The sequence below is a fragment of the Fibrobacter sp. UWH4 genome (assembly GCF_900142475.1).
GTDB lineage: Bacteria > Fibrobacterota > Fibrobacteria > Fibrobacterales > Fibrobacteraceae > Fibrobacter.
Genome location: NZ_FRAY01000005.1, coordinates 144761 through 157816, shown reverse-complemented (window position 1 = coordinate 157816; position 13056 = coordinate 144761). Strand labels below are relative to the sequence as shown.

Sequence of the window (13056 nt, the reverse complement as noted above, 5' to 3'; positions counted from 1 at the left end):
ATAACTCCGTTAAAATTATCTCTCTATCTTCGATTAAGCGAGAGAGTTGATAATCTTGAGGCCCTTTTCTTCCATTTCCTGGATGAGGCGTTCGGAGTTCATGTTGAGGAGACCCACGATGACCAGAAGAGGCACAGCGGAGAGAAGGCCGAGGAGCGTGGTACCCATAGCGATAGCGATACCGTCGGAAAGAGCCTTGGCACGTTCTGCAGCCGGTTTGTTAGCCACGGCGTCGAAGGTGAAGATCAGACCGTAAATCGTACCCATAAGTCCGAGCAACGTAGAGATGGAAGCCATCACCTGGATAATGCTGATATAACGAGTAAGACGGGGAGCTTCGGTCAGGAACACTGCGTCGCATGCGGCCTGCATGTTTTCGCGACCACCGTTACGGGCAGCAACGATTGCAGCCATCACGCGGGCGATCGGGAGCTTGGTTGCGTTGGCATAGCTCAGGGCTTCGTCATAGCGCTGGGCGGAAATGTGGGTGCCGAACTTAGCCAAGAAATCCTTACGGCCCTTAGCGCTCTTTACCATGATGTAAATAATGCGTTCGATAGAGAAACCGAGGCCGATCAGGAACACCACGAGGATGATCCACATGAACTGCCAACCATCGGATTCGGGGCTGAAGGATTGAAGCATTTTAGACATTAGAGTACTCCTTTATTGAGTGTTTTGGTTTATTTTGAAAATTCTTTGTTCATATTTAATCTTTTTTAGAGCAAAATTGGAGATTCAAATGCGTAAAATCTTGTTTACTGCACGAAAAAAGCCATTTTTGCCCTAATAGAATAGGGGAACCCTATGAACTAGGTTCCCCGTAAAATTGTTTTTACCGCTACTTTTTCTTCTTCTTGGCCTTTTTCTTGGCCTTCGGAGCAGGAGCCGGAGCAGCTTCCGGTTCTTCGGCGGCTTCGGCCGGTTCACCCATGGAGGCATCAGAGCCACCCACAGAGGAGGTCGTCGAAGCGGAACCAGCGAAGAGCTGCTTCTTGAGTTCAGCGAGTTCAGCCTTCAACTTTTCGTTTTCGGCCTTCGCATCCTTGATAATGTCGCGGTAGGTATTGATCTGTTCTTCCGGAGTCATGACTTCAGACTTGGCGATCTGTTCGAGACGAGCCTTCGTCTTGAAGTAGGCCGGGTCAGAGAACAAGGTAGACGGGTCAAACTTTTCGATCTTGGTGTTCAAGGTCTCGTTGTTTTCATCGAGGCTCTTGAGAAGTTCGAACAGCTTTTCGGTCCACTGGTTCTCGATGCCGTAGTGAGCGGCGGCCTTGATACCGGTTGCGCACTGCGGAACGGCCAGTTCCTTGGCACCGTTAGAACGGTTGGTCAATTCTTCACGGTAGGCTTCCAAGTCTTCGTGGACGGCTTCCATAGCGTCTTCCTTGACCATGCCTTCGTATTCCACATATTCCTTCACGATAGAAGCGGAGTCCGGCAGCGGGGAGTTGGCGAACGCATCAGCCACTTCGACGAACACGGCGCAGCCCTGGTAGTACATTTCGATGTAGCCTTCTTCAGCTTCGATCACGTCCTGGTTGTAGAATCCCTGGTCGCGAGCGAGGTCGATATTCTTCTGGAAGATCGGACGCGCCTGTTCGTAGTAGCTCGGAAGCTGCTGCACGATACCGATTCGTTCGGCGAAGATTTCTTCTTCCTTCTTACCGTTGAGTTCCTGTTCGCGGATCTTGGCGGCCATGGTCACGAAGAGCATACCCATCTTGTTGGTAGCCTTGAAGGTCCAGCGTTCAGATGCGTAGGTAGCAGACTTCGAGTACTGGCTCATGGCCTTCTGCAGGATGTCCACCAACTGCTTGATGATCTTGGCCTTTTCCTTTTCCTTGCCCTTCAGGACAATCGGCTCCATCTTGTGGTATTCGTATTCACCGAGGTAGAAGGCAGCTTCAGCCGGAACACCCGGATCGGCGTTCTTGATTTGCAGACCGTACTTGTCGTAGGCTTCGAGAGTCTTGCGGTAGTCTTCGACAGCCTTTTCTTCTTCCTTAAGTTCCATGTAGGCACGGGCGGCACCGATGTAGGCGGCAATCAGCTTTTCCTTATCATCGTTGCCATAGTTCTTGATGAAGAAGTGGTATTCCTGAGCAGCAAGATCCCACTTCTTGGCGTTGGCGTAGGCCATCGGGATGCTGAACGCAGCGTCAAGAGCATAGGAGCTCTTCGGGTAATCACGGACGAGGTCCTTGTTACAACGAATGGCTTCGTCAGTCATCTTGGCTTCGTCATAGCTCAAGCAAGCGCTGTACAAGTAACCCGGAGTACGTTCATCTTTCGGATAGCGCTTGTAGGCGATTTCGTAAGTCATAGCGGCAGACTTCTTGTCGGCAATGGAGTCGTAAGTCTGGGCGGCAGAACCGATAGCCATGAACGCCATGGAATCCTGCGGGAAGTTGTTCGTGATGAACAAGTAGGTCTGGGCGGCTTCGCGGTATTCCTGTTCGAAGTACTTCTGGTCGCTCTTCTTCAGGTTGGCGGCCTTCTTATGAGCGTCACCCGCACGTACGATACCCTTGATGGTCAAAGGAGACTTGGCGTACTGCTTGGGGAGGATCATGAAGGTTTCGGCAGCCTTGGTGTAGTTCTGGTTCTTTTCGTAAGCGGCACCAGCTTCGAACACGGCCTTGTCGGCAATGTCGATAAGCGGGTAACGTTTCACGAGAGCGAGGTAAGCCTCGGCACCCTTTTCGTACTGGCCGCCCTTAACGGACTGTTCTGCCATCTGGAAGAGCACGTAGGCGATAGCCTTTTCAATTTCCTTGGCCATGGAATCGTTACGAGTTTCCTTGACCTGGGTGTACTGCTTGTAGAGCCATTCGAATTCCGTGAGGGATTCGTCGTAGGAGCCCGATTCCAGGAGGGACTGGGCAAGCATACGGCTGATAAGCAAGATGTACTGGTGCTTCGGGAAGTCCTGCTTCAGTTTGCGGAGCACGCCCACGGCCACCTTGAACTGCTTGGCGTCGTAGTGAATGATTGCAGCGTTGTAAGCAAGTTCTGCGGCTTCCTTGTTCTGACCGAACTTGGCCATGTACTTGTCCACCTGGGCGAAGTAGGCCTTGGTTTCGGCGGAGCTGTAAGCCTTAACGGCGTCGTCACCGTAGTTCTTCTTCTTGGCGGCTTCACGAGCCTGATCCATCATGAGCACGGCGTTGTACGCTGCTTCTTCCTTCTTCAGGAGAGCTTCGGAACCCATCGGGCGACGGCCGTAACGAGTGGTATCGGTATCAACGATCCAGTTGAACATCTTGGCAGCGTTAGCAAACTGGGCCATTTCCTGGTAGACGAGGGCCAAGTTGATGTGAACCTTGTATTCGTCCCAGGTCGGTTCCTTGGCATAGCGCTTCAGGAATGCTTCGTAAGCCTTGATGGCTTCGGCATACTGCTTCTTACCGGCTTCCAGGTCACCTTCCTTGGTGAGCTTGGCGGCACGGGCGTGGTGGTACTGCGGAATGTCGAGCATAGCGCCACGGATAGCGGTTTCGGCGTTCTTCACCGATTCCGGATACTTCTGGTTCTTCTTATACCAGGAGGAGTTGCGGTCATAGCGCTTCACCACGGTGTAGCGGTGCTGCTGGGCTTCTTCGAACTTCTGCTGGATGATGAGGATTTCGATCATCGCGATATCGGCGAGCGGAGCGTCAATGTAGTCCGGGTTGATGGACATCAAGCGCTTGAAGGACTGCACGGCTTCTTCGTTACGGTCGTGGTCCTTGTTCTTCATACCGATACGGTAGTACACGGAATCCTTGAACGGAACCTTCTTGTCCTTCAAGAAAGCTTCAGCTTCAGAGACACCACCACCTTCAAGGTCAGAGAAGGAGGCAGCCATGAAGTCCATAGCTTCTGCGCGCAAGTCTGCAGGATATTTACCCTTGTCGGCACCGACGATATATTCGTAGTACTTGATTGCTGCGGTTTCGTATTCTGCAATGTTGTAGTAAGATTCAGCCAAGTGGTACATGGCGAGTGCCGCTTCCTTACCCGTGAGGGTTTCGAAGCCGGTCACCTTCTTGTACGCCTTGATTGCGTCGCGGAACTTGCGGTTCATGAAGTGGTATTCCGCAATACGGAGCCAAGCCTTCGGCACGAGACCGTTGTCCGGGAAGTTTTCGACGAGGCGCATACGGAGCTTGTAGGCCTTTTCGTCTTCGCCACTGGCTTCCTGCACGGCAGCAGCCTGGTAAATCACCGTCGGGGTCTTGTCTTCCTTCGGATACTTGTCGATATATTCAAGGAAGTAACCGAGAGACTTCTGGTGGTCTGCCTTCGGGAGCTGGTCGATGTTGGCGCACTTTGCCGGCTTGTTGTCGCGGTCGGCGCACCATGCTACATCTTCTTCGTACTGGGCATTCTTGTCGAGGAAGTGCTTTTCTTCGAGCTGGAACTGGTAGTGGCCCAACTGCTGGAGAGCAGAGGCACAACGCTTGTTCTGCTTGCCCTTACAGTTGTTGACCTGCTTTTCCCACTGCCTAATGGCATCTTCCATGCCCTTTTCATCGAGGCCGCCGGAACGGCAAGCCTGTTCGGCCTGGTTCTTGAGCACCTTGTAGGAACCCACACACTGAGTCTTTTCCGGGCCCTTCGGCATGGCCTTACACTTGGCCGCCAATTTTTTAGCTTCATTGACTTTGTCTTTACAAGGATCTGACGCTGCAAAGGACGAGCCTACGAGCGAGCAGACGATTGCACCAACAAGCAAAAATTTTTTCATTTTTCTCTTTCCACCTATTAAGATAAAAAAGGGGAAGACCTGGTTTTAAGGGCCAGGTCTAACTTCATTCATTGTTTATTCCAGATCGTCTAATTCGTCATCCAGGCTTTCAAGTTCCTGAGCGGCTTCGGAGTTGGCAGCGCCCTGACCCATCTTGGTCTTCACAGTAGCCAAGGTAAAGCCAGCGTCGTCCAAGATACGCTTACGGTTGGATTCGAAGCGGTCACTCTGGATAGCTTTCTGGGTGAATGCGGCGTAGTCTTCGATGGCGGCGTTAGCCTTATCAAAGGTCGGCTGCAAGGCTTCACGCTTGCTCTGCACACGCGGAGTCGGGAGCTGGCGAGCGAGGTCAAGAGCCTTCACCTGCACAGAGTCGAATTCGTCCTGCATAGCGTCGTAAGCCTGGCGTGCACTGTCGCGAGCGGCAACGGTCACCACCGGCTGTTCGGTGCGCTTTTCAGCCTGTTCCAGGGACTTCACTGCATTGTTGTAGTCCTTCTTGATGAAGTAGCAGTAACCCTGAACGAGGTATGCTTCAGAAACCAGGAAGGATTCAGGCATATTATTGATAATCCACTGTGCCGGCTTGATAGCTTCATCAGGCTTGTTCACCTTGAGGAACGACCAAGCGATACCGAGCATGGCTTCGTCGTAGACCGGAGAACCGGGCTGAACCTGGCCATACATCTGGGCGGCGGCCGGGATGTCGGACTTTTCGCCAGAGAAGAACAAGTGACCGAGCTTCACCTTGGCGGCATCCTGCAAGTCACGTTCGGACTGGTTGGAAACCGGCTGTTCGGTAATGTCGCGGAAGCAGTTTTCAGCTTCGTCGAACTTGCCGAGACGGCTGTAAGCGATACCCATGGTATAGCGGGCGTAGAAGTAGTTGGCGTTACCCGGAAGGATGGCGGCGAGCAGGTCGACAGATTCCTGGTAGAGTCCCTGTTCGAACTTGATCTGGCCGGCAATGTAGTCAGCGTCAGCCTTCACGTCGCTTTCACCGAACTTCTGGGCGATATTCTGGTACTTGGCCATGGCGTCGATGTACTTGCCTTCCTTATAGTCGATGTTCATCAACTGGAAGTGGTACTTGGCGCGCTGGTCACTCTGCGGATAGCGCTTGATAGCGTCTTCGTACACGGACTTTGCAGCCTTGTGCATGCGGAGGTTTTCAAAGGACTTTGCCTTATAGAAGGCGGCCTGGTCCACAAGGTGGAATGCCGGGTACTTGGTCTGAACCTTACCGAAGGCGTATGCAGCTTCCAAGAACTGACGGTTCAAGTAGAGACGCATAGCGGCGCGGTAGTCGTTTTCAGGTTCGATCTTCAAGCGACGGTAACGTTCTTCGCCGATTTTCTCTTCGCGGGTGTCACCGAAGCGGCTAGTGAGCTTGACAGCCCAGATGAAGCCACGGTTCTTCTTGGCGTAGAGGTCATCGTGAGACATTTCGAGGTCGAGAGCGAGGTAACGGAAGATGCTCACATCCTTGACGTTAACCGTAGCGCCGGCAACCGGGTAACCTTCCTTCGTGAAGCGGAGGCGGACACCAAGGTGCGGGGAGAGGTAGTAGGTCAAGGTGAAGCTCATTTCCGGGTTCAGGCCTTCGCCACCTTCCTTGTCGGAATGGAACACGTCGATGAGGGAAAGTTCTGCCTTCGCCTCGATCAGGCGGTTGAAGCCGCGCCAGAAGAGGGAGAAGTTCAGGTTAGAAGGAATGTTGTATGCATCGTCGCGGTCACCGCCGAAGAAACCCGGAGCGACAAAGCCGCCGTCTTCTTCCATGCTGATACCCGGCTGGGCGATGTTCTGGAGGGCGACACCCACCAAGAGGTAACCGAACTTAGAAGAGTTCAGCGGGTTCCAGCTGAGGCCCACGTCGGCACCGAGCGTCACCTGCGTCACTTCATCGAACTGGTTGATGTAGAGCACGGACACATCGAGACCGAGGGCGATGCAGTGCATCAGCCTGTAGGCGTAACCGAGCATGAAGGCGTATTCGCCGTAGGACTTGCCACCGTCGATGGACGCACCGTTTTCGAAGAACGAGAAACCGAGGGTGTGCTTGTAATCCATCGGGAAAGTCAAGCTCACATATTCCTGGCTGGCTTCGCCACTGATGGAGCTGAAGAACGCAGCACTGAATTCCAGCTGGTCCGTTTCAGAGATTCCAGCGGGGTTCACATACATGGCAGTGTTGCCACCGAATTCCGCGAACCAGTCATTCTGCTGGTACTTGTGCGGAGAATAAGTTGCTTCTGCAAACAAGGAAGTGCTGGCTACCGTGAGTCCAAGGACTGCTGTTTTAATAACACTAGTACGCATCACTTACTCCTTTAATTGATATCCGTGCGGATGAACTCAATACGACGGTTCTGGGCGCGGCCTTCCGGGGTCTTGTTCGTGGCGACCGGCTGCGTGTCACCCTTACCCGAAGTGACAATTCGGCTTTCGTTGATGCCCTTTTCCACCAGGAAGTTCTTCACGGCAGCGGCACGGTCAGCGGAAAGCTGCATGTTCTTTTCTTTCTTACCAACGTTATCGGTATGACCCACAATTTCAAACGTAGCTTCGGTGAAGGTTTCCATAATGTCCACCACCTTCATCAGGGAGATGTAGGAATCCTGGGTAATCGTAGCCTTACCGGATTCGAAGTTCACACCTTCAAGCACAAAGACCTTCTTCGGCGGCTGCGGCACTTCGTCCGGGCAACCATCGTCGTCCTTGTAGCTGTTCAAGCTTTCGGATTGTTCGGGGCAGAGGTCCACACCCTTACAGATGTGAGCGAACTGGGAAAGCATACCCTTGGCTTCGACCCACGGGTCGCAGAGACCGTCGCGGTCGTTGTCGGCATCCGGGCAGCCGTCGTCGTCCTGGTAACCGTCGAAGTCTTCGGCTTCTTCGGGGCAGTTGTCGAGGCCCGTGCAGACGGATGCATACTTGTCGGAGAGGCCTTCTTCGGAAACCCACGGATCGCAAAGGCCATCGCCATCGGAATCCGGGTTGCGGGTTTCTTCGACGACTTCTTCTTCCTTCACCAGCTCGGTAGCGGTGAGGCCGATGTCAGCCTTGCCCTTGCCGCGCTTGAGCATCGGCGAGGTGGACTGGCAGTAGAAGTTCGGCTTCGAAAGGGAGTGGTTCACGAACTTCGGGTCGAGGGAAACGTTCGTGCGGTTCACCTTGATGAATTCGTTGAACGGGTAGTAGTTCTTGTAGATGTTGTTGTATTCCACCTTCGTCTGGCCGGCGGCCGGATCGGCAAACACACCGTAGTAGTGGTTTTCCATGAAGATGTTGTTGCGGACGATCACGTTGGTCGGACCCTTCAGAGCAAGGCCGGAATAGCCGTTGCGGAGCACGACGTTATGTTCGATAAAGGCGTCGAGGGACTTGGCACCCCAAGCGAGGATGCCGGACCAGCGGTTGCCGTACACCACGTTGTTGCGGAGATGCGGGAGCGAGATAAACGCACCAATACCGGTAGCGTGGTTATCAAGCACATAGCAGTGGTGGATGTAGGGGGCAGCGTTTTCGCAAAGGATACCTTCGATACCGTTCTTCACGGTGAAGTGCGACATTTCGGCGCCCGAAGTACCCATGACGGTCGGACCTCTGCGGCCACCATCAATGATGGTCGTAAGGGGATCCTCGCCCTTAAGTACGACACCCATGATCAGGGTGATGTTTTCGTTATAGGTGCCACGCTTCACCAAGATGGTATCGCCAGCATCCGCATTACCGAGAGCGTCAGCAATCTTTGAGTAATCGCCAGGAACATTGATATTCTTTGCCATGGCGGTTCCAGAAAGAAGCATCGCCCCGGCCGTGATTAAGACCAGTTTCTTTAGGGTCATACTGCTACGTTTCTCCAATCATAGAACACTTTAGTTTAAAACCTTTGGCCTGCCAAAAAGACAAGCGTAAAAATTCAAGTGGGAATATACCTTCAAAAACGGCTTTAGTCAAACGATTTTCAGAAAAAAAGCCGTTTTTTCCAATAAAATGTCGAAAAAGACGATTCATCGTGGTATATCTAGTCCTCTTGAGGTCAATCGGCAGATGCCGGTTCGGCCTTTTCCTCTTCTTTTTTGGCGCCTTGGATAGACACACGAATCTCTTGGCAGGTCTTCTTGATGTCCTGCAAAATCTTGCGGGCACGGGTGCCGGCAGACTTGTTGCCGCGCTCGAACTTTTCGTACTCGCGCTTGAAGTTCTCGACTTCCAGTTCAAGATCATTCACTAAACTCATAAGCAAACTCCAAAATAAAGATGCTGTATGGGAAAATAAATTAATGTTAGGACTAAATATCTGCGATTTTGTAAAAAATTGTTCAAAATAAACCAAAAAACGCATTTTTTTTCGTCTTTTAACAATCTATTCACTTTTAACTAACCGCCACAAGTGTTCCAGGGACGCCCTTCCGCGCTCCCCCACACTTTCGGAGAAGTCGTTCACGAACATCCGGATATGCGATTTCATGACTTCGGGATCGTCGATTTGCGCCTTTTCGTCGATGAACGGGGTCACCATTTCGGGGCGATTTTGGGCCACGCGGAGACTCGATCGGATTTCCGCTTCCACTTTTTCGATCACCGTGGACCCCAGCGTACGGCGAGCGACCGCAATCCCGAGCGGAATGGGTGTTCCCGTATTTTCTTCCCAGAAGGCACCCAGGTCCTGAAGCAGGTAGAGCCCGTCGCGCTTCCAGGTGAAACGGTGTTCATGGATAACGACCCCCTGCGGGGCGCTCTTTTCGCGCAGGGAACGGTACACCTGGTCAAAGAGGGCGTAGTTTACGGATAACGGCACAGACTGCGTCCTGGAATGCCAGAAACGGTACAGGAGCGCCGCCGTCGTCTCGGAGCCCGGAAGCGTCACGGGAAGCTCCGGATTGAACTCCTGCGACTCGGAGGAGAGCAGTAGTGGGCCGCAGCCGTAGCCGATGGCGCCACCGCAACCCAGGCAGATATAATCCGCCTCGATTTTAGGATAGACCTGAGCGCTGACCTTCGCGACATCGAGTTCGCCACGGCGCACCATCTCGTTCAAGGTCTGCACATCGGCAAAGTGGACGTCCCATTCGAAAGGTGAATTTTCGAGACCGTGAATGAGGGCCTCGTAGATAAAGGTGTCGTTAGGGCAAGTGGAAATACCGAGAGAAAGACGCATAATAGAGGTATGAGGTATGAGGTATGAGGTATGAGGTATGAGGTGTGGGGTGCGAGGTGTGAAGTGTGGGGTGTGAAGTGCGAGGTGTGGGGTGTGAAGTGTGGAATGGATTATCAATCATTACTTACTACTCACCACACATTACACATTTTCTTAGGGCGGCAAGAGCTTCGTTGAATTTCCAGGATTCACGGTCGCGGGTGGTAGCCATATTGCTTACGGCGCGGATTTCAAAGACCGGCACGCGACAAGCCATGCAGGCTGCAATTCCCGCAGCGCCTTCCATATTTTCGATATCGGCATCGAACATCCTGGAACGGGACAGGCCCAGTTCCTCGGTACCCGTGCAACGGTTTACCGTAAGGCCCACCACTGACTTCAACTTCTGCAGATGGGCGGGCGCATGTTCCGGCGCAGTCGCACGCACGGAACTCGGGAACGGATAAAAAGAACCGTCACGGTCCTGATACCCCATATCACCAACAGATTCGGCATCTACACGCACAACATCGAGCACATCGATTCCGCGGCCAGGATACGCGCCACAAACGCCAAGAATAAACACGGCAGAAATAGAGATTCCGCGACGTTTGGCATCCCCTAGCAGGAAAGTCAGATTTGTCGCAAAATTAAGGATACCGATACCCAAGACGCAGGCATAGCCACGACCATCCGAAAGTTCAATTAATTTATCTGAAACAACACCGTCTGCCGTATCGGCATACTCGGGAAAGAAGGAGGCGAACTCCGCCGGAGTCGCAAACGCAAACAATTGGTCACGACCGGGGAAATCCATCGGCTACTCCAGTTTTTCGACTGCATCCGCAAGCGAAGCTTCAAGCTCGGCAACGCGTTCCACTTTGAGATTGCAGGGTCGGTCAACTTCGCAACGAGCCGTCGCGACAGCAGTCGCCTTGACGAGACACTGTTCAAATTCCATTCCCTGACTGTCGGCAAAGAGCCAACCGGCAAAGAAAGAGTCTCCCGCACCGATACGGTTGTTCACCTGGATTTGCGGGGGTTGTATCTGCACGCCCTGGAACTTCTTTTCGACCAGGCGGAAGGCACGAACCGGGGAATCCTCGTCGGTGACCACCAGGTTCTTGATCGGGAGGCGTTCCAGCACGGCGGTCGCTGTCATTTTCCAGAACTGCGGACTCGATAGCACTATGGGGAGACCGAGGCGAGTGAGCAACTTGCAGTACTCCTGCATGTTGATCTTGAGAAGCTCGACGCCCTTTTCAAGCCAGCCGTCAATGCCTTCGATGGCGTCGACGTATATCTTTTTACCCGTGAAATCCAGGTCGTTCAACAGCGACAGATTGAAGCCTTGGGGGAATGTTCCGCACAAAGCGACACTCTGCGTCGTACTCCAGTAATCGTTGAGCGTCTGGATAAAGTCCTCGTTCTCGAAATCGGAAAGGACCGGCGAGGGCTCGATGAGTTCGGTAGACTCCCCCTCGCTCACGACGGTCGTGCAAATGCGCGTAGGTTCCTTGATCCACACGGGCGCCTGCTGGATTCCGTAAGCGGAAATCTCATCGAAAATACGCGAACCGTGTTCGGAGCCCAGGAAATGCATCATGAGAGGCACCCCGCCTAAAAGGCGGAGAACCAGGCCGCAGTTGATTCCCTTGCCGGAACCGTACTCTTCGACCTTCTTGATGCGATGCACCTCGCCCGGCGTAAACTTGTCCACGTAGAACAGGCGCTGCCAGGCGGGATTGAGCCCGAGAATCAGGATTTCTTGCGACATGAGCTGCCTAGAAATTCACCTTGAAGAACTTGCGCTTGCCCACCTGGACGACGAGGTTGTCGTCGCCCTTGATTTCGATCTGGGCCTGCGGATCGGCAAGCTTTTCGCCGGCAATCTTCACGCCGCCGTTCTGGACCATGCGGCGAGCTTCGCCCTTACTGGCGAAGGCCTTGATTTCAACAAGCAGGTCCAGGGCACCGTAGGTGCCGGCCGCCACGCTGCATTCGGCGGCATCGCTGGGGATGGCGTTACCACTGTGGATCTCGCGTTCCTTGGCAGCGGCGGCCTCGGCGGCTTCTGCGCCGTAGTACTGCGTCACGATGTCGATGGCGAGACGGTGCTTCGCATCGTTCGGGTTCATTTTGCCCGCGGCAATGTCCGCCATCATCTGCTTGATTTCTGCAAGCGGAATGTTGGTCAGAAGTTCGAACCAGTTTTCGACGATGCTGTCGGCGAGGCTGTAAATCTTGTGGTACATCACGTCGGCCGGTTCATTCAGGCCCACGTAGTTACCGATGGACTTACTCATCTTGACCTTGCCGTCGGTACCGAGAAGGATAGGCATGAAGAGGCCGATCTGCGGTTCCATGCCTTCGAAAAGCTGCAAGTCGCGGCCGCGAAGCACGTTGAACTTCTGGTCGGTGCCGCCCAATTCCACGTCGCTCTTGATGGCCACGGAATCGTAGCCCTGCATCATCGGGTACATGAACTCGTGCAGGCTAATCGGCGTGTTGGCCGTGTAGCGGTTGTGGAAGTCTTCGCGTTCAAGCATCTGGGCCACAGTGAACTGGCCCATGAGTTCGGTCACCTTGCTGAACGGAAGCTTACTGAACCATTCGCCGTTATAGTGGATTTCCACCTGGTCGCGGCGGACGACCTTGAAGAACTGTTCCTGGTATTCCTTCGCGTTCTCGAGCACCTGTTCGTGGGTGAGACGCGGACGGGCCTTGTTGCGACCGCTGGGGTCACCAATCTGGGCAGTGTAGTCTCCCACGATGAGCACGACGGTATGGCCCAAATCCTGGAACTGGCGGAGCTTGCGCATCACCACCGTATGTCCAAAATGAACATCCGGAGCCGTCGGGTCCACGCCCATCTTGATACGGAGCGGAACACCAGTATCGTAGGACTTCTGGAGTTTCTTTTCGAGTTCTTCTTGCGGCACAACATCGATAACGCCGCGCATCAAAATTTCAAGCTGTTCTTTTACAGGACGGAATTGCATAATTTTCTCAGTGGTTCGTGTTCGGTGGTTAGTGGTTAGATAAAATCGTTAACACAACTAATCACACAAAGCCCATGAAGAAGGAATAAATTTTCATACAGGACAAATATAGAAAATTAGACAAATTGGGTTTGGCGGCAAGTGAGAGCGACCCCACAAAAGAGACATCATCG

At 53.3% G+C, this 13056-nt stretch carries 10 protein-coding genes; all 10 read right to left on the bottom strand.

Going from position 1 to position 13056, the window contains the following annotated elements; all coding sequences use genetic code 11:
* Positions 1–33 precede the first annotated feature (33 nt).
* Positions 34–654, bottom strand: a complete 621-nt coding sequence (locus BUA93_RS10470; protein ID WP_072979163.1) for a MotA/TolQ/ExbB proton channel family protein — start codon at positions 652–654, stop codon at positions 34–36.
* A gap of 187 nt (positions 655–841) precedes the next feature.
* Positions 842–4735: a tetratricopeptide repeat protein gene (locus tag BUA93_RS10465; protein ID WP_072979161.1), complete on the bottom strand. Its 3894-nt coding sequence runs from the start codon at positions 4733–4735 to the stop codon at positions 842–844.
* A gap of 75 nt (positions 4736–4810) precedes the next feature.
* Complete coding sequence (locus tag BUA93_RS10460; RefSeq protein ID WP_254793939.1) at positions 4811–7057, bottom strand: tetratricopeptide repeat protein; 2247 nt, start codon at positions 7055–7057, stop codon at positions 4811–4813.
* 11 nt (positions 7058–7068) lie between these two features.
* Complete coding sequence (locus BUA93_RS10455) at positions 7069–8586, bottom strand: OmpA family protein (RefSeq protein WP_254793938.1); 1518 nt, start codon at positions 8584–8586, stop codon at positions 7069–7071.
* A 4-nt stretch (positions 8587–8590) separates the two neighbouring features.
* Positions 8591–8755 (bottom strand): hypothetical protein, encoded by a 165-nt coding sequence (locus BUA93_RS16315; RefSeq protein ID WP_175547424.1) that lies wholly within the window; start codon positions 8753–8755, stop codon positions 8591–8593.
* Between the two features lie 25 nt (positions 8756–8780).
* Positions 8781–8981 (bottom strand): hypothetical protein, encoded by a 201-nt coding sequence (locus BUA93_RS10450; RefSeq protein WP_072979155.1) that lies wholly within the window; start codon positions 8979–8981, stop codon positions 8781–8783.
* A gap of 126 nt (positions 8982–9107) precedes the next feature.
* Positions 9108–9902: a 1,4-dihydroxy-6-naphthoate synthase gene (locus BUA93_RS10445; RefSeq protein ID WP_072979153.1), complete on the bottom strand. Its 795-nt coding sequence runs from the start codon at positions 9900–9902 to the stop codon at positions 9108–9110.
* A gap of 127 nt (positions 9903–10029) precedes the next feature.
* Positions 10030–10698, bottom strand: a complete 669-nt coding sequence (locus tag BUA93_RS10440) for a phosphorylase family protein (RefSeq protein WP_072979151.1) — start codon at positions 10696–10698, stop codon at positions 10030–10032.
* A gap of 3 nt (positions 10699–10701) precedes the next feature.
* The gene (locus BUA93_RS10435) at positions 10702–11658 is read right to left on the bottom strand and encodes a 1-phosphofructokinase family hexose kinase (RefSeq protein ID WP_072979149.1); all 957 of its coding nucleotides are present in this window, start codon (positions 11656–11658) and stop codon (positions 10702–10704) included.
* A gap of 7 nt (positions 11659–11665) precedes the next feature.
* Positions 11666–12883, bottom strand: coding sequence for a tyrosine--tRNA ligase (tyrS, locus tag BUA93_RS10430; protein ID WP_072979147.1), 1218 nt, complete (start codon positions 12881–12883; stop codon positions 11666–11668).
* Positions 12884–13056: the final 173 nt, after the last annotated feature.

Excerpts from the sequence above, each read along its gene's own strand:
- BUA93_RS10445 (WP_072979153.1), bottom strand. The coding sequence starts at position 9,902 with ATGCGTCTTTCTCTCGGTATTTCCACTTGCCCTAACGACACCTTTATC.
- BUA93_RS10450 (WP_072979155.1), bottom strand. The coding sequence starts at position 8,981 with ATGAGTTTAGTGAATGATCTTGAACTGGAAGTCGAGAACTTCAAGCGC.
- BUA93_RS10435 (WP_072979149.1), bottom strand. The coding sequence starts at position 11,658 with ATGTCGCAAGAAATCCTGATTCTCGGGCTCAATCCCGCCTGGCAGCGC.
- BUA93_RS16315 (WP_175547424.1), bottom strand. The coding sequence starts at position 8,755 with ATGAATCGTCTTTTTCGACATTTTATTGGAAAAAACGGCTTTTTTTCT.
- BUA93_RS10465 (WP_072979161.1), bottom strand. The coding sequence starts at position 4,735 with ATGAAAAAATTTTTGCTTGTTGGTGCAATCGTCTGCTCGCTCGTAGGC.
- tyrS (WP_072979147.1), bottom strand. The coding sequence starts at position 12,883 with ATGCAATTCCGTCCTGTAAAAGAACAGCTTGAAATTTTGATGCGCGGC.
- BUA93_RS10455 (WP_254793938.1), bottom strand. The coding sequence starts at position 8,586 with ATGACCCTAAAGAAACTGGTCTTAATCACGGCCGGGGCGATGCTTCTT.
- BUA93_RS10460 (WP_254793939.1), bottom strand. The coding sequence starts at position 7,057 with ATGCGTACTAGTGTTATTAAAACAGCAGTCCTTGGACTCACGGTAGCC.
- BUA93_RS10470 (WP_072979163.1), bottom strand. The coding sequence starts at position 654 with ATGTCTAAAATGCTTCAATCCTTCAGCCCCGAATCCGATGGTTGGCAG.
- BUA93_RS10440 (WP_072979151.1), bottom strand. The coding sequence starts at position 10,698 with ATGGATTTCCCCGGTCGTGACCAATTGTTTGCGTTTGCGACTCCGGCG.